Here is a 22,839-nt window from a genome sequence, read left to right as displayed (position 1 = left end):
TTGCTATACTTTAAACTAAGAGGGATCTTTGTTTGGAATTTCATCTCCTTTTTCAAAATCAGAGGGTTCAAAACGGCTTCCGTCTATAAATTCAGATAGGGTTAGTACTCGATAACACCCTCTTTTAACTACTCCTATTTTCTCTGGAAGTGAAGAGAGCGAGAGTTCTTTTTCTAAAACCTCTTCCAAAGCCTGGTTCAATCGTTGGCATCCTAAACCAATATCATTCAAAGACAAGGTACAGCAAACACCTTCTATTAAAGGATTTTCTTCTCTCTGATTTAAAATCCAATCCTGGATCTGACTGGATGTGGTTTCTTCTTCAATGTATTGGCGCGTAAAATTTCCTAAAATATATTTTTTAGGTATTTCTATAAGTGTGGAAAAATTAGGTACATCCAATACTTCTTCTTTTAATAACCTCATATGCTCTCTATTTTTACCAAATTCTTGTAATAATAAAAGAGTGGGTGAAATCAGAGGCATGTTTTCTTTTATTTTATTATCTACATAAAATACAAATGAAGCCTCCAGTTTTTCTACCTTATTAAGGGCAATTTCTGTATTATACGCTAGATAAAATAGATCCTCCGGTAGAAAATGACTGGCAGTAAGGGTGTATAACCCTCTCTCGTCATTTGCACAATCTTTAATCTGAAAATTTGTTCCGTAGGTAGTATTGTAGTCTTCCATTTTTTTTTGTAATATAGAAGGTTTCGACCAGTTGACTATAAATTCCTGATCTTCCAGTAAATCTTTTCTTGGGGTTTTAGGAGGGCTAAGGTTGTAAAAATCCTGCCATTCTTCTACCCCCTCTCTTCTTTGTATAGCTTCCATAATAGCTAAGACTATTCCTAAATCAAAAAAATCCTGCCATTGGTATTGGCTTACCTTTAGTAAGCAATGCTCTAATCGGGGTTGTTTTTTTATTGAAAATAATGTGTATACAATATTCTTAGAATGGGGAATAGTTTCCAACCATTCAAAATCGGTTTGGTTTTCCTCATTAAAATTAGGCAATTCTTTTTTTAATACCTCTGCAGAGCGTAGGTACAAACTTACCTCTAAGGGGGCTGTAATCTGTTTTTTATTATTTGGTTCCATTGATCAAAATTAGTTGAATATTGGGAAACATTTGGTTAAATTGTTGAATCACTCCTTGGCAAGAGCTGCAATAAGGGTTTTCTGATACTATTTTTAAGATTCCTTTTATGTCTTTAAAGACTTGGTTTGCCTGCCTGGCTCCTAATTGGTAGGCTAAATCATTGAGCATTCGGTACTCACTATCTACATTTCTAAGCCAGCTTCCTCCTTTGCCTTGAACTACAGTAGCTGTAAATACAGGGGGTGTATTTTTTTTAACATCTTTTGCATCTATAGATTCCCAAATTTTATTGTCTATTTTTTTATTCTGTACTATTCCTTCTAAATAACCTAAATTTCTACCAACTAAATTTTTATCATCTCTATATTTCAATATTTTTTGTATAGCAAGTTCTCTTTCTATAGAAGCTCCTTGGTAAGCATGGTTTAAGTTTAAATTTTTCAGTTTTGCCAATTGTCTTTCTAAAGGAACAATATCTCTTACTATATTTATATTATTCTTATTTTTTTCTACTACTAAAACCATATCTAAACCGGCGTCTAGTATAAAGTTTTTTTGCTGGTACCCATTTTCCAATACTTCGAATACAACACTAGGAGGAATTCCACCCTTAAGAGTATGCAAGGGGGTCATAACCTCAATGGCTTTTTTAGAAAAATGCCAATTTTCAATAATTGCAAATTCTTCCCCATTAAAAATAACTTTTTTATACTCAGACCAACTTGCCCACCAATTTCTCCCATATTTAGCTTCACTATAGGCAGTAAGTTCTGCTTTTACATCTAGTATTTTTTTAGCATCTTGATTACCTATACTTGCTTCTTCAACTAAAATTTTATGAACTTTTGCATCATCCATTTCAGATAAAAACTTAGCTAGTTTCCCTTTCCCTATATAACCAGCTAAACTGGTTATATTCATGGCTGCAGTTACCGCATTGTAAGCCTCTAAAGCTGATTTTAATTCTTTATTTTTAGATAAAGAGCTATTGTTATTTATTACTAAGTTGGTTGCTGCGTTTACTTTCCCCCATTTATCTATAAAAGTAAAGGTCTTAGCCAACCACTTAGTACCGGTGGCTATTTTAGTTACAGGTACAAATAAAGTTATTGCATCTAAATAATTTTGGGAATACTGTTTTATATTGGCTAATTCTCCTTTTTCATAAGCGTAATATAAGAATATAGCCGGTACTACAGCCACATTTGCATTGGGATCGAGTAAGCCTTCTACCAAATTAAAATCAGAATCATCCAATATAATAACAGGTTCAAAAGGCAGGAGTTTTTCGTCTTCCCTCCAATTTAATTCTTGGGTTGTGTAGCAAACTATTTTAGCTTCTTCAAAAGAATTGGTTTGTTTCTCTTCACATTTTTCTTTTACTTCCCAAACACCTTGGGAAATTAATAGATAATTTTTATTTTTTATAAAATGTGCGTGTAATATTTTTTCTCCATCAGACGGATATATATAACTGTTTTGAACTACCGTAAATAAACTTATTTCCTTATCTCCTTTTTTAGTTACTATTCCTTTATTAACTTCATTGAACATGACTATTAATAACCTAACAAAACCTGTAAAGTTATTATCTCCTATGAACAGTACTTGGTCGTCTAATCCGGAAAGTAAAGTTATTAATACCTCATTATTATTGTTCTGTAAGTAATCTAGGAATTTTGAATAATCTTCCGGTTGAATACCATACATTAACTTCAGTAAAGCACTTTCTTTTTTTCCACCTATAAAATTTCCACTAATTAGTATTTTGTTAATCAAAAATTCAATTTCGTTGTAGGAAAGTAATTTTACAGCGCATGCATTTATAGATTTTAAGCTGTCAACCGTTTAACTTATAGAGTGTTCAGGATTCTTAAACTCAAGTAAATGTAAAAGTGTTTGATGTTGTTTTTCTAAACTTTCATCACTTATTTGCTTACAATCAGTAGTGAAATCATCCCTTAATTCTCCTTGACAATAAAGTATCTGTAAACACTTTAAACGTCCATCCTCTACTCCTAAAAATTTTACTCCCGGTTCGCACTCTATAATCTCTGGTGAAGTAAATGTATAAAAAAAGTACTCCTTAGGTATATTCTTATAAAATGTATACCCACTAACACTTTCTTGATCTACGATTACCTTTTCTAACTTAGCTTTTAATGTAGCATCCTTAATGTTTTTTAAATTAGAAAGATCTTTTCTAAGTTCATCAAAACTTATAAGATTGTATCCTTCATGAAGGACTCCAGCTTTTTCTGTTATCGATAATATATAGGTTATTTCTTTTTCATTTTGTTTTGTGACTATTGAAGTCAATTTATTGTGTTGATCAAAAGAAATTTTAGAAATTAATTTCATTTTCTCTTCAGGTAGAGTTGCCAATGCAGTTTTTCCTATGGAAAATAAGTTGCAGTCCATTAGGCTTAAATCAAAATCTATAAAAGATGAAATTTTATTGATTTTAGCTCCTAGAAATAATTCTTGATTTGCTGCCCCCTCGTTTTTATCGTCAAACCAACCGATATGGAGTTGCGGATTTTGAATGGCTGCCCAATCCTGCCGGCTTAGCTTAGTTCCCTGCCCGTAATCCATTAACAGATCTGTTTTCCCTTGGGGAACTTCTTGCGGATGTTTCAGGCTGTATACCCCATGCCCCAGCTCATGGGCGTAGGTTTTAAGATTACTATTCTTAAAAACATAACCAAACTGCCTGCCCAAGGGCATAAACCCGATTTCTCCGCTACTGGCTGATTTCTCGGTAATTAACAGATAGTAGGTAGACGGATCAAACTCCGGCAATTCTTTTACCTTTTGGTTTATTTGCTGTTGTTGTTCGGTATATTGGGCTAGGGCTCCACTTTTATCTGTCGTTATTGTATTGTCTTCCAGAGATAAAACTTCGGATAGATCCAGACTTTCTCCTACGGTAAAGATCCCACCCGCCGGATGATAAACCTGATTCAGATACTTTTCTAATTCTTGCGAAGCAGGCAATTGGGCATTTTTATCTAGTTTTACCAATACCACCCGTGCCGGTTCTTGATCGGTGATATGTACCAAAATAAAAGCTCCGGCGGTTTGGTATTTACCTTTCTGTTTAATAACAGCCTGTACTTCTTCTTCGGCATTGTTGAATCGTCCTTCCAGCGTTAGTTTGTATTGCCCGGAACTTATTTTCTCAGATTTTATGGCTACTCCGTCTTGGGTTCGGAAAATAAGGCTATCCGCGTTTATTTCAGGATCTTCCACTACTACGTTGGCCAACAAATAATCCGTATTTCCATTTTTCACTGCTTTGTAGGGCAAGTAGTAATTAGGATCTATTTTTTTGTAGTTTTTACGTACTTCTTCCGGATCGTTTTTCTCTACAGCATCAAAAGCATAACGAGAATCCGATGCTTGGGCAAAGCTTACTTTGATGCCCTGGGCGGTTAACTGCGTAATGCTTCCTTTTGCATCTACTCCTTCGGTGGTTTTAGGATTGGAAGCTCCCGCTTCGGATAGGATCCCTCCTTCCGTAACATTCCCCTTTTCATCTATGGTATACACCTTTCCGTTACTATCCACCAATTGATAGTCTTTGCCTAAAGGATATTCTACGGTTTCTCCATTTTCTCCGATAATGAGTATCTTATCGCCTTGTACAATGATTTCTTTTACCGGGAAGTTTACTTCTATATCTTTTTTTCCATCATGACCTTCTCCAGTTAGGGTACCTACATCCGACATACCTCCCCAGCTAGGATCGTAAGTGGTATTGATAACCCCGCTAAACAATTGGTAATCCGTATTGATTTGTATTCCTCTGAACTCTACAGCGATCCGTGTGTCTGCAAAGTAAGGCACCGTAATATATCCGGTTCCATTATAAACTCCATTTTGTCCGCTAACCTGTTTTACCTTAACCGTAAAGTCTCCGGCAGAAAAACTTTCGTTTACGGCAAGATTCAGCAACGGGTTTTTATTGGTAATTTTTATTTCGGGCTGTATGCCACAATTATAAGAAGAATCTTTACTTCCCTTTTTTTCCGGAAGGGTAAATTGTTGCAAACCGGAATAAGTATAGTGTTGGGTTAATCCGGTCAGCGGTTCACAGGTTCCGCCCACTCTAAATTCATACGTTGCTCCGGGTTCTAATTCACTGACTTGTACCTGATTATTTTGCGTATAAACATCAAACCATTCGGCTCTGGGGTTTCCTTTTTTACGGAATTGAACATGGTATTTAAGGTGTTGCGGACGTCCCTGCCAATATAGTTTTACTGTTTGGCTACTGAGGGCTTCGCTTAACAAAAAGGTAGGAGCCTCGCAACCGGTACTGTATGTAAAGTAATAAATTTCGCTATATCCGTTATTTTTAAAAACATGATTCTCGGATAATCCGTTGGAAGAAACCGCTTGTACCCTCCAAGCATAGGTTTTGCCCGGGATAAGTGATGGATTAGCCATGGTGTACAATAAAGTAGTGCCATAGGTTTCTTGTGTATAATAATCCGGTGAAGAAAGGAAAGCGGCCCGTGGGTCTATCTGATTGTCCCATAGTTCTCTAAGTTGAAAAAGGTAACGGGTGTTCGGGGCATTGATATGGCGGGGCATCCACTGAAAAATTAGGTTTTGTGGAGTTCTTTCCTGTATATTTTCGCCATTTACCGGTAAATTCAGCAAAGGAGGCTCATTTTGCACGAGGTAGAGAGGAACCGTACTTTTTTGAGATAGTTTTTCGTTTGTCAGAAAATCGTAAACTTCCCAAGAAAATAAATACATTCCTTCGTTGAGCGGTCGGCTGTATTGGGCAGAATTTATGCCTTGTAAGTTTTGAAATTCAAAATAGGCACGTAGGTCTATACTTGAGAATTCTTGCATTACCCCACCGGTCAAATAAATATCCGGAGCTCCTACTACATAATCTTGAGAAACGGCTTTAAAACCACTTCCTTCTATATAAAGTTTTAATTTTACTTTACGGTTTACAACATGAATGTCCTGCATAAGCAACCGCAGGGTAAATTTATTTTCCGTACTTAGTGTATAATCACTAAGCTGGGGGCTATAGGGAGGGACGTAGTAATGGTTTACTTGTACCGGGTATACTTGTGCTTGTATAAAACCGTAAAGAAAAAAGAGAAAGAAAAGTATATTTTTTCTCTGGCTTTGTTTCTTTTTATTTTCTTTATATAGAGTATTCATAGTAGGAAGATCCATTTTCATTAGGTTTAATTGTTGTTGGGTTTCCCCTTCGGAGAGCCTAGGTCAAAAGAATAACCATAGCCAAAGGTTACTGTTAGTTCATTTAAATCAGCAGTAGTTCCTCCACTTTTAATGAGGTAAATACCGGTTAAATTAAAATTATGTTTTTTAAATAAAGTATAAGTAGCTCCGCCTCTCAGATTTATTATTTGGCTATTGGCTTGTTTACTTTCCGAGGTGTTGTAAGAAACTCCTATATTGGTATTCAATGTTTGGTTCAACAGTTTTTTATTTAGAGTTACAGAAGGCCCCCAAGATCGGGAATCGTTATCGGTAATATCTACATAAGTATAATTAAGCAAGGTGCTTATACTTAAGTTTTTTTGTGGAAAGGTTAGGTTATAGGCGGTACTAAAATTATGAAAGTTGCTAGCCTGCCCTCTGCGTATAACACCATCTGTTTTATTCGCACTAGCGGCTAAGGAATAATTAAAGTTAAAATTTTGAGAAAGTTTATCCTTAGCCGAAATATTCCAATTGGCATTTATATTGGCATTTTGCGACAATTGCTCATAGCGAAACGTCTGTAAATATTCTTGTTCAGGATCGTAATAATGATTGATCTGATCAAACTGGTTTAATCGCTGGTTGGTATAAGTGGTAAAATTGGAATAAGAACCGGTGAAGTTTAGTTTTTCTGAAAGTTGAAGCGATGCATTTACGGCTCCTACTATTCTTCTGGTATTTTGCTCTTTGGTGTTTTCTAAGTTGTCTCTTTGGTAGCCTAGATTAAAAGCTATATTTAACCGATCGTTTAAAAATGGGCGGGAACCGTGTACGGTAATATTTTCAAAATCATTAGTAAAATAATAAGCCCCTAGGGTTTCATAGCCCGGGTCTACCCTTTCGTACCCTACGCCCCATTGCATCTTTTCCACCCTAAATTCCAATCCAGCTTTGTAAGCACTGTAATATTGGGTACTATTCTTAGGATTTCCTATGAATAATCCGGACAAACCTCTTCGGTATGAGGAAGAAGCATCCCGGGTATCCCGGGTTATAGCAGAAGAGCCATATTCTGCACTTAGCTTTATATCCTTGGTTATAGCTAATTCTCCGCCTAAACTAAGGGCTAGATTTTCCTTAGGGGTTACCCCTCTATCATCCGGGATATAAGGCAGAGAATTCTTTTCATCTCTTCCATAAAAACCGGAAAATTGGATTTTATAAATTTCTTTTTCCCAGGAAGTTTTTACTCCGTATCCCATTCTTCTAAAAGTTGGAAGGGTTTGGGGTTGAAACTCATCAGGTTTTACAGCTTTTAATAATTGCCCTCCCATAACACTTATATTTAGGGGACCTTCAGGGGTAAGCTCCAATCCTGCTCCGGTAAATTGATGCCCGTCTAAAGTGTAGGGAGAAAAACTCATGGAAGCATCTCCAATATGGGCAGTGATCCATTTCCATTTAGGGTGAATGCTTAGTCTGTTAAACTTATAGGGTACTTGATAGTTTAATTCATTTCCCTGATTGGTAAGACTGTAAGAAATAGGCATGGAAAACGTCAGCCAACTTAAATTAATATTCCCTTGCAGATAGTAGGTAAAGGGTTCTCTTGAACTCCGTTGATTGGAATTATAAAACACACTATTGGCTGTTACAGCTCCATTTATTTTTAAATCTGTCGCTTGAGACATTGCTTCAAAGTCTAAATCCTGGGCTTGCAAACATCCTCCCCAAAAAAGACCTATTCCCGATAAGACATATTGTATGCGTAAAAAATAAGTAGAGATTCTCCTTATTCGTTGTTTGTTCTTAGTAGTAGTTATTTTCATAGATGGCAATTCTATTCTTTATCCTCCTTTTCTCTTCAATAATTTTATTTATTTTGCTGTTTTTTGAACTTTTATATCGCAGATAATAAAAGATTCCTCTCCTTGATTCACCATTTGATTGATTTTTATGGCTCCTTTTCTTCCATCTTGGGTTTGGAAAAGAATTACCCGAGGGGTTGTATTTCCAAATCGTTGAAGTCCTGCAGGATTTTCTTGTGGAGTAAGAGATTGAAGTAAATGATCGTCATTCATACCTTCAAATTGCTCCGGGGAAAGAAGGGTACCGCAATTGCATAATTCTTGGGAGTTAACAAAAATGGTAGGTTGCGCATTGGGTAGGATTGGAAATCCTTCGGAGGAAACTTTATCGGGAGATACAAATTTGTTATACGTAAAGGCAGGACTCAACCCAAAGAAAACCAAATCAATCTGATTACTATTAGTTTCATTTACTTCTTGTGCCGTATAGCTCCGTTGCATTACTGTAGAAAAAAAGGCTCCTTGGGTATTTTGTGTATGTGCGGAATGAATCCCTAATTTTATATTCTTAAATATTCTTAGGTTCGTATCTTTATAAATGGTTATTGTTTGCTCAGACACAGATTGGCTACTTCCGTTATCTGTTTCTAATTTTATAGTATATGTTCCCGGATTTTGATATACTACGGCCGGTTCTTTTTCTGTAGAAACGGAAGGGGTAGCTCCCTCAAAAGTCCATAAATAAGCAGTTGCATTCTTAGATTGGTTTTTCAGCTGAAGGCGCACCGGGGCTTGGTAGTCATTATCAAATAAACTTACTTCCCAATGAAATAAGGAACTTATGTTATCGGCTACGGTTATTATTTTTGATGATCTTTCTTTCTTATTTCCATTATCTACGGTTAGGGTTATTTTATGTTCTCCGGGAGTGGAAAAAATAACCACCGGAGGTATTTTTTCGGTAGAAATAGAAGGCATCCCCCCTTCAAACTCCCATAAATAAGTAAATCCTATCCCTTCCGTGTTATTTTGTAATTCTACCTGTACCGGAGGGTAATTGGCTTGATTATTTATAATCTGCGCAGAAAAATCAATTTTTATGGCATCATAGATCCGTATGGTTTCAGTATAAGTATCTTTCCCTCCATCTTTGTTGGTTACGGTAAGACTTATGGTATATTCGCCCGGAGTTTCATAGGTGATGGTTCCTGGATTTTTCTTATGGGAAGAACTAGGAATTGCTCCTTCAAAACTCCACTCCCAGTTTTCGGCTCCTTCGGATTTGTCTAGTAGATGAATCTGTACAGGTATGGAATAATTTTCTTGTACATATTTTAACTCAAAAGCTGCTTTTGCTTCAATTATGCTATCTTTATAGCAGGATTGAAGGGTTATCATAATACCTAGTAAGCAAAATAAATATTTCTTTAATTTCATAGTCTGGTTGTACGTAATTAGGCGTTTTTAATAAGTAATCATTCTTTTTACCAAAGTGCCTTTGGAGGTTTCTAATACAATAATATATATGGAAGACCCTAAGTTAAGGAGATGATACATTTCTTCATATTCTGATTTACCTTGTATTTTTCTTTCATCAAACAATTGTCCGTTAGTATTAAAAACACGTAGTACTACAGGGCTTTCTTCAGATAGTTTTACTAAAATTTTAAATTCACCTTGATTGGGATTAGGGGTTAGTGTAAATTCTTTGATCAATGGATTTTGGGTAGTTCCCGGATTGGGTAAAGATCTGCTTTGTTCTACGATTATATTTTTTTCAAAATATTGAGAACATTCTCCCTGAGTAGAAGTCAATCCAATGATATAATTTCCCTCTTTTGGAAAGTTTAAAGAGATTTGTTGATCTTCCTGATTATTTATTTTTACGGTATTAGGCACCCACCATTGAGTAGTCTCTCCTTGTGGACGACTTACATTTACAAGTATTACTTCTTCTCCTACGTAGGCTTGGGTCGCTAACAAAAATTCAGCATCTATATCTACATTAGAACGATAAATATTTATTTCATCTACAACTATGCATCCTTGCTCTGTGATTGCCGTAACTCTATAGTTTCCCGGGTCTGTAAGAGTTACCTGGGCAGATGGTGAGAAAAAACCGTTAGAAGATTCCCAGCTGTATGTGGCTGATATTCCCTCTAGGGTAGCATCTAAATCTAATGATTGCCCATTACACAATACTCTATTTCCACCTAAATTAATTTTATATTCTTCTGGATTTTGTATTTCTATTGGTTTAATCGCTATGCAACCTCTGGCATCTGTAACGGTCAGGGTATAAATTCCTTGAGAAAGATGATCTATGGATGCATGGGTATCTCCTGTATTCCAAAGATATTGGTAGGGAGCTACTCCCCCGGTAACTTGTACATGGATAGAACCGTTATTTCCTCCATAACAAGTGGGATTTTCTATACTTTCTTCGATAACTATCTCCCCAGGTTGTTGCAATGCAATACTTCCTTCTACCCTACACCCTGCGGCATCTGTAATTATTACTTTGTACACTCCCGCAATTAAATGATTAATTTGTGGTTCTGTAGACCCTGTTGTCCATTCATAGCTATAAGGAGCTACCCCTCCCAGTGGAATGGCTTTTATAAAACCGTTATTCCCCGGATAACAGGTAATATCTTCTTTTTCAAAAGATAGGGTTAATGGTTCCGGTTGATGTAAGTAAAAAATTTCGTCTTTTTGTTCTGCCAATTCATTATTTATATATTCTCCTAAAATAATTCCGTTGGCATCTTTTACATTAAAGGCATAATTACCATCGGAAAGATAATAAGCTTCCGAAGTTTCTTCTTGATCGGATTGGGTGGTAATTATTTGCCATTGATTCTCCGTTTGTTTTTTCCATGTATAAGTATACGGTTTAACTCCACCACTTACTTTTGCCTGCAAACGTCCGTTTTGAGATTCATCTCTTTGTCCATCCCTTGGATCGTTATCGGTTTCATCTCCATACTCATTTCCTACATTGCAGGAAATAGGAGTATTTAAAGTAATTTTTGCTACTAAAGGGTCTGGCTGTGACAAAATAAATTCCGATTCAAAAACTGTACAGGAAGCTTGATCTGTTGCTCCTTCATAATTGGCATCGGTTACTGTAAGTGTATATTTTCCTGCCGGTGCTCCTTTTAAGGTTATAAACCAACCTTCATTTCCTTCATAAGTGGCTGATTCTACATGGGTCCAAACAGTACCATCTTGATAAGTCCATGTATAATTATATAATTTTGAATTATTATAGGGGGTACCTCCGGTAATTTGTGCTGTTATAGAACCGTTGGTAAAGCCAAAAGCTGAAGGCTCTTTGTAATCTACATATGCTATATTTACCGGTTTTTCAGGTTCGGTTATAATTGCCGTTTGTAGGATTAGTTGCCCCAAACCTATAATATTTCCTTGTGTATTTTTTATTAATTCCCGGGCATAGCATTCGTGGGTATCTTTTACTTGAATTTTATATTCTCCGGGTAATAAATGGGAGATTTGCGTTTTTCCTCCTGTTAAAAAAGGAATCCATTCGGAAATGGTTCCATCGGGATATTCTATTTGATACAGATAGCTTCCCTGCCCTCCTTGTGCTATAATTTCTATAACACCGTCTTGTCCTCCTTTGCAATACACCGGAGTAATTTTGGTTTGAAAAGTTACCGGAGCAGGTTTCTGAATGGTAAATAATACCGAATGGTTGGAACCATCCGTATAGGTAGGAAAGCCTTTATAAAAACCTACTAATTGTACGCGGTAATCTCCTGATGGGAGATTATTAAATGCAGTATTTTCTTCATTTAATTCACGAAGATTCTCATGGGAAGCGTAAAATTCATAAAAATTTCCTGCTAAAGATTTTTTCTGGAGAGTTAAATTTATAGTTTCATTTTCTTGCAATTGTCTATCAAAAGTTAATTTTACACTTCCGTCTGTTTGGTCAAAACAAGAAGTATTTGCTACATTTGTTTTAGTAATATGAGGCGAGGATTGTTTAATGTCATGATAAACTACATTGGAAACATTGTTATTACAGGTTTTTATTCTAAAATAAACTCTTTTATTTTCTCCATTCCATACATAATACTTAGAAAGCTTAAAGTCTATATTCTTTTTGCCATTAAATTCGGGTAAATCCACCCACCGATTTTCTGTAGGTAATGCTCCTTGAGATTGGGCTACCTGATACTGCCAATTGTATGCATTAGGTAGAAAATTCATGGATCCTGCTTTTACAGATATATTTTTTATATCGTCATATCCCAAAATGGTATTGTTGGATTGCTCCAATTCCATAACAGGAAATATATCGAAATTAAAATATACAGTACTATTAGATCGTGATGCTTCTCCATATCCACTAAGGTTAGATGTAGTACATGAAGTTGAAAAATTTACACTTTGGTCAATTATAGCCGGTCCAGCACAACCATTGTTAGCTCCTTTTTTCCCACGCAATTCTGAATAAAAATTGATAGTTACTGGTCTTCGTCCTGAAATTAAATTATCTTCTAATAATTTATCTGTATGTAAATCACCTTCTGGAGATCCTTCATAAATCAATTCTTTATATCCATCACTATAAATAATACTTATTTTTAAAACATTACTACTTGAATTACATCCAGCTCTATTTACATAGTGAGTATAATGGTAATCTCTTATTATAACCTTATATTGTTGAGCATTTAAGGTTTGAAAAAATAAAAGTAATAGACAAAAGAATAAAAGTAATTTTTTCATAGTTAGTAAGTAATTTCAATTGTTTTTACGTTGGAAAATGCCCCATTGGATAAAATGGCTCTTATATAATAAGTATAAGTTTTCCCTGGATATATTTGTGTATCTACTACTCGAGTAAATTTTCCGGGCAACACTTTCCAGGTAGTAGGTTCTGTAGCTTCGTCTTTTTTATATAGGGTAAATTCTACTATTTCCTCTTTTTTATTATTTTCTATACTCCAAAATAGTTCAATGAACTTTTTCTCCCTATTTACTATTGGGGTAATTTCTTTTATTATGTTTTCTGGTAAAAGATTGATAACCTTCAAAGTTAGTTCAGGCGAAACCGCTTCTAATTTTTGGTTGTTTACTGCTTTTAATCTATATACATATTGTTTATTTGGTTGTGCTTTTTCATCTATGAAATTTTGCAGTGTATCTTTAGTCTGAAAAATTATATCCCAGTTTACTTCTTCTTCTTTTCTTCTTTCTAACAATAGGGTTATTCCGTCTTCTGTAGGAGTAATCCAGCTAAGGTTTACCTTTCCATCTTCTATTTTATACGAACTGAAAACAGGGGATGTCGGAGGAATTAGTTTAGGTTTTTCAACAACTAAGGTTTCTGAATAATCTGAATTATTAAATCGTTGGTCAACAGCCACCAATCGATAATATACTTTAGGATTTAGGGAAGCTACTTGTACGGAATCTATAAACAAATTTTCTTTGATGGGTGATACGGTAATTTGAGAAAATTCTTCACCTTCTATATTTGCCCTAAATATTCTATATCCTAATACATCTTTTTCTTGATTAGGTTCCCAGGTTATTTTTACTACTCCTAAACTATCAATCGTTCCTTTTAGACCAATGGGAGGAACCGGGGGAATAGAATCTATGGGTTGTATGAAGGTGGAATAAGAAGTCATTTTCTGATTAGGTGCTTTTCCCACCGCCGTAATGGTTAGATAATTGGTGGGTTGTAAATCCGAATAGATTATTTTTCTCTGAGATACCGGAATGTTATCTGCAATTACTATATAGGGTCCTTGATCGGTAGAGGATCTATTTAATTGAAATTTTTCAATATCCTTTTCAGATTCTTTGGGGAATTCCCATTCTATAATTGCTTCATTTTCGTTTGTGGTAAACTCATAGCTGGTTATTGCCGGAGTATTTTGTAGACTTGAAACTCCGGAACCCGAAACTATTTTAGAATTTTCGCCTTTTTCTCCGAATGGAGATATACCATACACTCTGTAATAATATTTTCGATCGTTTTGTGCCAAGGTATCTATGTAATACATTCTTTTTGCGGGCGAATCAGGAGTATCGTAAACATTGACCAAAGGTGTTTCACTTAAATCTTTAAAATTTATTCCATCTTTGGATTTTTGAATATTGTATGTGGTGTATATATCTTTATACATTTGATATTCCCAAGTAAGTAGTACGCTTTTGTCTTGCCCTAGGATTGCAACATCCATGGGGGCTGGTAAGGGATGATAATTGGAAGGATTACCAATTACTGAATTTCCTTTTATTCTAGCCACATCTTCAGGAACTGCGGTCTTAATTTTATAAATATATACTTCTCCTTTTTTTATTTCTTTATCTATATAACCCCACCCGGCTTTTACTGCAGCCGCAAAATTCATATCCGCAGCAAGTAAACTAAAGGAATACCTTTGCTCTAGTTCTTCTGAAAGGTTAACTATATCTGCTAATTTACCGCTACTTCCTGCTTCTACTAAAAAGCTTTCTCCGTATAGTCCTTGTGCAATTATGGCTGCATTATCATCTTCCATAACCATTTTCTCCCAACTAGATAATGGCTCTGCTTTTATTAATTTCTCCTGAATAAACTTAGGTTTTGATAGAATTTTACCCTCTTTCGAGAAAAGATATTTTTCTAAAATATAACCAAACTCATTGGCTTTTTGCCAAGCCATAGGCTGATCTACTGCCCATCGTAACAAAATCTGATTGGATTGCTCTCGAACTATCATTCGTAAGGATGCTTCTTTCTTTTCTTGAGCAGAAATTAATATTACAGACAATATAGCTAGAATTGAAAAGATAATTTTTTTCATTTAGTTAGACTTTATTCTATTTTTAAAGTTGATAGTTTCTTGAGTTCCTAAAATTCCTCCTGGAAGCCTGTATTTAAGAATTATTCGGTAATTTCCTTCTCTAATAAATTTATAGTCTCCCTTCATTAGGTTTAGTATAGAGCTATTTTCCGGTAATTTTCCATCTACATAATCATTCACTATCTGTCCCAATAAATCTACCCAGTCCAATTTATATTGATAAGGTAGGTTATATTTATAAGGAAAAGTACTTCTGGTCCATTCGGAATTAATGCCATACTCTATATAGGTAAGATAATCGCTATAAATAGGTAGAGACTTGGAGGGAGGAACCCCTAATTCCTGAGTATCTCTATTTTTTATAAAATATTTATTCGCTAATGGATATCCTTGATACAGGTATGGATAAATGTCTTTTTTATAATATTCGTCTTCTAGTATTGCTTCTGCCAATAGTGTTGGAATATTTTCTGTATACTCACTGCCTGTTAATTCAACCCAATCAAAATTTTCGTGATCTTTAATTTTGTTCGTTAGATAGATAACATCTGAATAAATTTTATCCCAGTTGTATGAAGTAACCGTTAAAGAATTTATTTTATTTTTCAAAGTTTTGTATTGAGAAGTTGAAAATTTATAAGACAGCCTTTCAATTTCTCCTTCTTTAGATTTACTTTCTGCCTGATTTTGTTTAATCTCTACCGTATTTTCTTCATCTTCCATACTTTCTTGCTTGTAAACAACCTCTTTTTCATTCGCATTTTTGGAAGATTTTTTAAGATTACTTACTAAGAGGAATTGATAAGTTTGTGATTGTTTCATCTTGGGCAGCGTATAATTAATTTTATTATCTCCTACCATATATTCAAAATCAGTTTTAAGCTGATTTCCCTCGCTATCCACTAATCGTAAAGTACTTTGCCATTGTTTGTCGTCAAACAAATAGCTTTGTCCTCGTTTTAATTGTATGTACCCTTGTTTATATTCGTCCGTGAAAAAATATTTCTGGTCAATAACAGGGTATGAATACTGTATATTTTGTAAAGGTATTATCTCCGGAGCTCCCCCTGTAGTGAAAGTTCTTTCCTCCATTTCTACCGCTTTTTTTCCATCTACGATCAAAGGCTGAAATATTCCATTTTTTTTCTCCATGAAACTTACCTGCACTTTAGCAGTAAGCAATGTATTGGGAGGTAAAATTTCTTTAGAGATAAAATTTACTTTATCTTTATAATCACTCCACTCAATTTTCCCTTCTATTTCTTGACCTGCATTAAATACTTTAAATTGATCTAAAAATATTTTATAGGTTTTATCTCCATCTTCTTCGGGGATCAACAATTCTTCACCAACTTTCATTGCAAATGTTGCTTGAGGTATTGCAAATACATCCGTTTCACTATTGTTATCAGGGGATAAATCTGCAATCATTTTAATCCCACCAATAGGATATTTCTCTGCAAATTCACAATCTTCTCCTAAAGTTATTTTAAACCTAAATTTTCCTTTAATTAGTCCTCCTAAAAGATTATATTGTCCTCCTAAATAACCCCGCATCCAAACTGGGTTAGGGGCCTTTGCTTGAAATAGAGCCGCAGCACCCGCTTTTATAATTGGTATTTTTTTCTTAATAAAGAATAGCTTTATTCGAATTCCTAATTCTCCTTGTAAATAGGCATAAGCCTGACCGTTAGCATACCATCCATTAATCCCTGCTTGTTTTCCTGTATTTATACACTGTGCATCTCCATAATCTCGAAGCATAATATCAAAGCCTCCTCCTGCTATAAATCTGGCATAGAAAGCTAAAAAACGCATATCGCCTGTATCTAAACTAAAATCTGTTCCGAAAGCAAATCCTCTCCCTAAAGACAAAGCATTCTCATCTCTCATATAGCGGAGACGTTCTGTATCAGTCCCTAAAATACGTGATACCATTGGAGGAGGGGGAGGACTTTCTTCTAAACGGTCTCCTATCATTAAATATCCACCCGTATTAATTGAAACCGGACCCACCCCTAATTTAATTCCTAACCTATCACTTGGCCTTCCTAAATAAGCATACCATTCGTTAGGAGAAATATGCATTACTCCTAGTCCAGCTCTATGGTTGGATCCTCTCCCCGTTAACATTCCTGCAACATTTACATAAGTTTCCAACTCTGCGTGGAATGTGTTATTAACAAAATCCTGTTGCATTCCGAATAGGATTTGTATACTCGAAGTACTTTTATCTTCATTAGGATAATCATTTTTAGCTATATCTAAAAGATTTTTTATTTTTTGATTACCTACCATTTGATTAACAATTTTTGAATTTTCGACTTTGCTAATCCCTGTTTTATCTTTCACTAGGGTGTGGAGATTAGACTTTAATTTGGATAGTTTATAAGCATATTTATCGAAATTCATTGCGCTGGCATTTCCATAAAAACCTATTTGGTTTACACCTCCCTTATTATTAAATAATATTTCAAAACCTGCACTTCCTTGTATTGCTTTCTTAGATCCTATGTTTAAGGCTACTGCTGCTTTAACACCTAATCCAATATTTTCATCAGGGATATAGGTTAGGCCTGAATCTAAAGAAGTTGTGTTATCTACGCTCCTTTTCATTTTATAGGAAGCTCCTCCGGCAAAACCTGATAAATTAATTGCGCCTACTCCTAAATTTAAATTTTCTATTGCAGCGTCAACCATCCAATATCGATAACTTGTACTTCCGAAAATAGCATTGCTTGTTATAGTACCAAAACTTCCAAAGGTTACCTGTAAAGAAGACTTAAAACCATCTCCAAAAATCCTATGATTCTCCATAATTTCCAAATTTCCAGTCAATTTAAGCGCTCCCATATCTGCTTTTAATGCAATAGTCCCTACTTCGATTCCTTTAAAACTCCATTTCTGCTTTCTGTTATATTCTTCAAATTCACCTAAGATTGAAAGTCTTGTGAATCCTGAAAATTCACTCTTCTGTGTATCTCCCATTAAATTTATTCGAATACCAAAGTATAGGTTTGCTCCATCCTTATTTGTTGTTATTCCCATTTCAGAAATTGTTATAGGGAAATTCATAAATTTTCTATCTCCTATATGCTTATACCCCATATAATCAACTGCAAACAAAGTTGCCTCTGTCTGCAACTGAAGATTCTGGAAAACAATTCCCTCAAAGCTAATTTTTTCTTTATTAGAATTTTCTTTTAACTCTTTAATAACTAAATCTCCATGAAGTACTGCCTTGGATCTAAATTCTCCTTCTTTTACTTTCAATTCTACATAACTATTGGGCTCTAAATGACCTTTGGCTTTCCATATGCTAAAATCTACAATTGTATCATTCTTAACTGAAATAAGGTATTCTTTTTGTGAAATTATTCCTACATATGATAAGCTTACTTTACTTGAATCTTTTTCTTGCTTAGAAACTGGCAATAGTATCTTTCCATTAAATTCTGCCCCTACTAATGAGTTAGCGGCTAAATTAATCCCTATATGATCTACTGAATAAGCCCAGGCTTTTTCTTTATTAGTTATACCTTCTTTGAGTGGTATAAGATTATCTGCATAAAAATCTCCTGAAACTCCGTAATTATCAATAATGAGATTATGAGAGCCAAACGCTACCTTTTTTTTATCCTTTACCGTTTGAGTAGTCATAAATTCTTTCGGCATTCTCACTTCTACAGTTTCAACATAGATACCTCTCCAAGAATTTGTATTGGGGATAAGTAAATGGTTGTTATAATAGTAATCTGGAAATTTTACAGAAGGACTATTTCTAACATCACTTAAATCTAAAACGGCTCTATTCACATAGAATTGAAAATTGCTATCATAATTTTTTCCATTTCTTTTTTCTTTCAATACAAAACATTGAATACTTACTTCCAATAGCATATCGTTCCAATCAGAAACAACCGTTTGAAATTCTCCTTTTACCCTATTAGGTACAGATTTTTTATAGGTTCCTAATTCATTAGTTTGTGATATTGTAATTTCTTTTTTATCCTCATTTACCTCACCATTAAACTCTATGGGCAAAATAAGATCTCTAGAAAATTCAACGGTTCCAGATACTCCTAATTCTTTAATACCATCACAGTTAACTGTTAAATAAGTAAGTCCTTGTATATATCCTTTTTTATAATCTAATCCACCTCTTAAATTAATTAACCATTTATTACCAGTAAAGGGTATATTAATATCTCCTAAAAGAACTAATTTAACATCTCCCATAATTCCACCATCATGTGAAATTTTAACTTTATCTGCTCCAAAAAATAGTTCATAAGGCTTACCCTTAGCATCAGTTTGAGGTAATCTAACTCTTGCAAATAAGGTTACTTCTGCATATTCCGAATATACAGTTGCATTAATAATCCCCAATGCTGCTTGCATATTACTTCCTTTATCCCCAAAAGTATACTTAATACCTACAGGCAACTCTTGTATATCCTCACTAGAAAAATTATTTATCCATGAGTCGTTTTTTCAACTAATGAAAATGTATTTTTTGCTTCAGAATTTGAATTTAGATTTTGGGCATAAAAAAATTGAAGAAATAATAAATTAGCTATTAAATAGATAATCTTTTTTTCATAGTGAGAATAGTTAGTTATAGTAGCCGCAAATATAATATTAAAAAATAAATTCAATAATATTAATAATAATGTTTATTATAAAACATTTACATTTAATATAATTTAACATAATCTAATTAAATAAATAAAATTATAAATTTATTATTTATTTTAATATAAAACAACGTCTTTAGTTAGTAATTATTTAAATTTATATAAATAATTTCATCTTACTATTTTTGTTGATTGTAATTAATTATTAAATTAAAAGTTTATGAATTATCTCAAATAATGAATAATCAATATGTAATTAAAGCAACTTAATTTCCCATATGAAAGAATTACTAATGAATTTACATTAAAGCAGACGAACCCATTTTTTATACTCTCCCATTTCTTAAATTGTGCTTATGTACTTATAGCTAAAAAGACAGTGCTACATCAATTCTTACAATATTTTCCTTAAATACAGTTTTTAGAACTTATAATTTTATTTTGACAATGATAGTTATGCCAATAACTTTTTTGTTTTTGGGTATTTTTTTAGTTTTACTAGTGTATATTAGGTTTAACATTTTTTTTTGTTTAATGAGTTTTCATTAAGCTCATCTTTTGAGGGATTTTAAATTTGTCAGGTTTTTTCATTCTCTTTCTAGTAAGTTTAGCGAATCCGGATTTAGTGATTTTTTTTAGCGTTTGTGGGGATTTCGTTGGGATAAGGTGTTTTTTTTTAATTTTTCTGATCCCGTTTTGTTCTATGGTTTTATTAGGTATTTTTTTAACTGTATTTTTTACTAGGTACTTATCTTTGTTCTAGTATAAAGCTATATAATTTGTTTGGTTTAAATTTTATACATGGGTTTCCGTACCAGAGTAAAAGTATAAGCTTATTTTATAAAGGGAGATTTTAATATTAAAGTTATTTAACAAATATTAATAAAATCCCCTTAAGGGATGCCTAAGGGGACAAATTTTTTACTTTTAATTACTTTAAATTGTTTTCACATAAGTCTGATACTTATATAATCTACTGATTTTAGTAACTTCAATGATAAATAAACTTAAGTAAAACTAAGATTGCAGAGAGGAAGGGATTCGAACCCTCGATACAGTTACCCGTATACTACCTTTCCAGGGTAGCCTCTTCAACCACTCGAGCACCTCTCTAAATTTTGGTATGCAAATGTATGAAAAATTTTACTTTTTAAATTAATTTTTTTTAATAATCTAAGTGTAAAATTCATATCATAAGATCACTAATTAAATTAAGTTATAAAAACTAATCATTATGCATTTATATTTTTAATTGAATATTATGTAATTGAATCTGATTTTAATTATATCTAAAAAACTATTCATTTAGAAGAAAATCCAATCTTCTCCCCCTAAATTATTAGAAATGAAATCAATACTTAACCAAATCTAAACCAGAAATTATATCTATACATATATCTTTGGCTTCGAAAAAATTAATTAAAGAACCTATAATTTATGAAAGCTATTTTATTTAAAACTGGCATACTATGTTTAAGCCTTACTGCTATAGCTTCTTGTAGCAATGACGACCAAGCTACGGAAAAATTGCCTTCTTCCAGTTCCTTCAAAAGCATTAATTCTTTAGTATCATTGAATTATGATAAAGCTACACAAAAGAATATTCTTGAAGTAAAAAAAGATGGAAATTGGAAGCTATCTAAGTATCCAGATGTCGGTACAAATAATCTTTTATTGAGTCATAATAAGGCTGGTAAGTACTATATTGATAATGATTTGTTTAATTTGTTCACCTTTGAATGGAATGGACATGAAAAAAATATCCTTGGTTTAAGACAATTACCACTAAACACTGTTAAGAACGTAAGAGACTTAGGTGGATTTTCTACTCAAGATGGAAAATTTGTTAAATGGGGTACGATTTTTAGATCTGGAGCTTATAGTGGTCTTTCCCAAAGAGATATTATATATTTAAATTCAATTCCTTTAGTTACCACGGTAGATTTTAGAACTCAAGAAGAAAAAGATAAAACGAAAAATTCTTATATACTTTCTGTTAAAAACAGAATTGAAATACCTATAGGTTTTGGAAATATGTCTACAGAATATATAACTCAAATTCTAACTACAGGAACACCTGAACAAGCTAAGGAATTCATGATTAATGGGAATAAAGCTTTTGTAAAGGATTTTCAACCTGAATATAAAAAGTTCTTTGCTTTGCTAATGGATCCTAAAAATACTCCTCTTATGTTCAATTGTACCGCTGGTAAGGATCGTACAGGCTTTGCAAGCGCTTTATTCTTATCTGCTTTAGGGGTAGATCGCGAAACTATAATTAACGATTATCTTTCAAGTAATAAATTTATGGAAGTTACCATGGAAAGTATGAAGAATTTATATGGAGATACACCTTTAGCAGAAAACTTTTATTATGTATCATCAGTACAAAAAGAATATATTGAAACAGCATTTTCTACCATTGAAAAGGAATACGGAAGTGTTGAAAATTATTTAAGAAATCAATTAGATGTAGATATAAATCTTTTGAGAAGTTTATACCTATATTAAATATATAAGATTAATAAAAGGTAGGGGTTAAATAATAACCCCTACCTTTTATTTTTTTAATGTTACTACTTAATCAGTAATTTATCCGTTACCATACGACTTAATGTAACTGTTTCACCTGTTTTTAAAATTCTAATCTTCATATTACCGTCAAAATTATCAACTGATTCAATTTCAAGTTCTAAATTTAGACTTAGTTTTTTTGAATTTAAATATTCCAAAAACTCTTTAGAACCATTAATAATTGCGGATAGTACAACAACCTGTCCTTCTTTGCTTTCACTTAGTTTTTTAAAATTTACCCATTGCATATTGCCATCTAGATCTGGAATTGGTGAACCATGAGGATCAAACTTTGGATTACCAAGGATTTCATCCATTTTATTAAAAAATTTTTCTGAATGAATATGCTCTATTTGCTCAGCAATTTCATGAACATCCTCCCATCCAAAGCCCATTTTTTCAACTAAAAACATTTCAGTTAGCCTATGTTTTCTAAGTATTAAGGCTGCCTCCTTCTTTCCTTTCTTCGTTAATTTAAATGGTTTATAATTTTTATAATAAATAAGTTCTTTATCCGCAAACTTTTTCATCATGCTATTCACTGTTGGCATTTTTATATCTAAAGCTTGACTTAAAGCTAAAGAAGAAACTTCTTCTTTCTCATCAGCTAAAAGATAGAGTGCCTTTAAATAATTTTCTTCTATGGATGAATACATATAAGCAAATATAATAATTAATAATACCAA

Annotated in this window: 10 protein-coding genes and 1 tRNA gene; 1 reads left to right on the top strand and 10 read right to left on the bottom strand. The window is 33.5% G+C overall.

Annotated elements, in window-relative coordinates; genetic code table 11:
• Positions 1 to 15: 15 nt before the first annotated feature.
• From ETU10_RS08010 to ETU10_RS07970, 9 genes are all read right to left on the bottom strand, one after another.
• Positions 16 to 1,104: a hypothetical protein gene (locus ETU10_RS08010; protein ID WP_146311293.1), complete on the bottom strand. Its 1,089-nt coding sequence runs from the start codon at positions 1,102 to 1,104 to the stop codon at positions 16 to 18.
• Complete coding sequence (locus tag ETU10_RS11315) at positions 1,091 to 2,884, bottom strand: deaminase domain-containing protein (protein WP_246118447.1); 1,794 nt, start codon at positions 2,882 to 2,884, stop codon at positions 1,091 to 1,093. The genes ETU10_RS08010 and ETU10_RS11315 overlap by 14 nt, the downstream gene beginning before the upstream one ends.
• Before the next feature lie 69 nt (positions 2,885 to 2,953).
• Positions 2,954 to 6,310, bottom strand: a complete 3,357-nt coding sequence (locus tag ETU10_RS08000; RefSeq protein ID WP_185145084.1) for a fibronectin type III domain-containing protein — start codon at positions 6,308 to 6,310, stop codon at positions 2,954 to 2,956.
• Between the two features lie 11 nt (positions 6,311 to 6,321).
• Positions 6,322 to 8,130 carry a hypothetical protein gene (locus ETU10_RS07995; protein WP_146311289.1) on the bottom strand — a complete coding sequence of 603 codons (1,809 nt, stop codon included), beginning with the start codon at positions 8,128 to 8,130 and terminating at the stop codon, positions 6,322 to 6,324.
• A gap of 48 nt (positions 8,131 to 8,178) precedes the next feature.
• Entirely contained in the window at positions 8,179 to 9,546 is a 1,368-nt protein-coding gene (locus tag ETU10_RS07990) for a PKD domain-containing protein (protein ID WP_146311287.1), read from the bottom strand.
• A 27-nt stretch (positions 9,547 to 9,573) separates the two neighbouring features.
• Positions 9,574 to 12,870 carry a T9SS type A sorting domain-containing protein gene (locus ETU10_RS07985; protein WP_146311285.1) on the bottom strand — a complete coding sequence of 1,099 codons (3,297 nt, stop codon included), beginning with the start codon at positions 12,868 to 12,870 and terminating at the stop codon, positions 9,574 to 9,576.
• A 2-nt stretch (positions 12,871 to 12,872) separates the two neighbouring features.
• On the bottom strand, positions 12,873 to 14,942 hold the full coding sequence (locus ETU10_RS07980) for a fibronectin type III domain-containing protein (RefSeq protein WP_146311284.1): 2,070 nt from the start codon (positions 14,940 to 14,942) through the stop codon (positions 12,873 to 12,875).
• On the bottom strand, positions 14,943 to 19,388 hold the full coding sequence (locus ETU10_RS07975; RefSeq protein ID WP_146311282.1) for a hypothetical protein: 4,446 nt from the start codon (positions 19,386 to 19,388) through the stop codon (positions 14,943 to 14,945).
• Between the two features lie 1,217 nt (positions 19,389 to 20,605).
• A tRNA-Ser gene (locus ETU10_RS07970) sits at positions 20,606 to 20,692 on the bottom strand.
• A 324-nt stretch (positions 20,693 to 21,016) separates the two neighbouring features.
• On the opposite strand from ETU10_RS07970, the gene ETU10_RS07965 reads away from it, so the two are divergent.
• Complete coding sequence (locus tag ETU10_RS07965; RefSeq protein WP_146311280.1) at positions 21,017 to 22,090, top strand: tyrosine-protein phosphatase; 1,074 nt, start codon at positions 21,017 to 21,019, stop codon at positions 22,088 to 22,090.
• Between the two features lie 65 nt (positions 22,091 to 22,155).
• Here the strand turns inward: ETU10_RS07965 and ETU10_RS07960 are convergent, their stop codons facing one another.
• Positions 22,156 to 22,809 (bottom strand): metal-dependent transcriptional regulator, encoded by a 654-nt coding sequence (locus tag ETU10_RS07960; RefSeq protein WP_146311278.1) that lies wholly within the window; start codon positions 22,807 to 22,809, stop codon positions 22,156 to 22,158.
• Between the last annotated feature and the right edge of the window lie 30 nt (positions 22,810 to 22,839).

Origin of the sequence: Apibacter muscae (genome assembly GCF_007845595.1) — a bacterium.
GTDB classification, from domain to species: domain Bacteria; phylum Bacteroidota; class Bacteroidia; order Flavobacteriales; family Weeksellaceae; genus Apibacter; species Apibacter muscae.
The sequence above is the reverse complement of the archived record's forward strand: the minus strand, read 5'-3'. Positions and strand labels throughout refer to the sequence as shown.

Excerpts from the sequence above, each read along its gene's own strand:
- ETU10_RS07990 (WP_146311287.1), bottom strand. The coding sequence starts at position 9,546 with ATGAAATTAAAGAAATATTTATTTTGCTTACTAGGTATTATGATAACC.
- ETU10_RS07960 (WP_146311278.1), bottom strand. The coding sequence starts at position 22,809 with ATGTATTCATCCATAGAAGAAAATTATTTAAAGGCACTCTATCTTTTA.
- ETU10_RS08000 (WP_185145084.1), bottom strand. The coding sequence starts at position 6,310 with ATGGATCTTCCTACTATGAATACTCTATATAAAGAAAATAAAAAGAAA.
- ETU10_RS07965 (WP_146311280.1), top strand. The coding sequence starts at position 21,017 with ATGAAAGCTATTTTATTTAAAACTGGCATACTATGTTTAAGCCTTACT.
- ETU10_RS07985 (WP_146311285.1), bottom strand. The coding sequence starts at position 12,870 with ATGAAAAAATTACTTTTATTCTTTTGTCTATTACTTTTATTTTTTCAA.
- ETU10_RS07995 (WP_146311289.1), bottom strand. The coding sequence starts at position 8,130 with ATGAAAATAACTACTACTAAGAACAAACAACGAATAAGGAGAATCTCT.
- ETU10_RS07980 (WP_146311284.1), bottom strand. The coding sequence starts at position 14,942 with ATGAAAAAAATTATCTTTTCAATTCTAGCTATATTGTCTGTAATATTA.
- ETU10_RS08010 (WP_146311293.1), bottom strand. The coding sequence starts at position 1,104 with ATGGAACCAAATAATAAAAAACAGATTACAGCCCCCTTAGAGGTAAGT.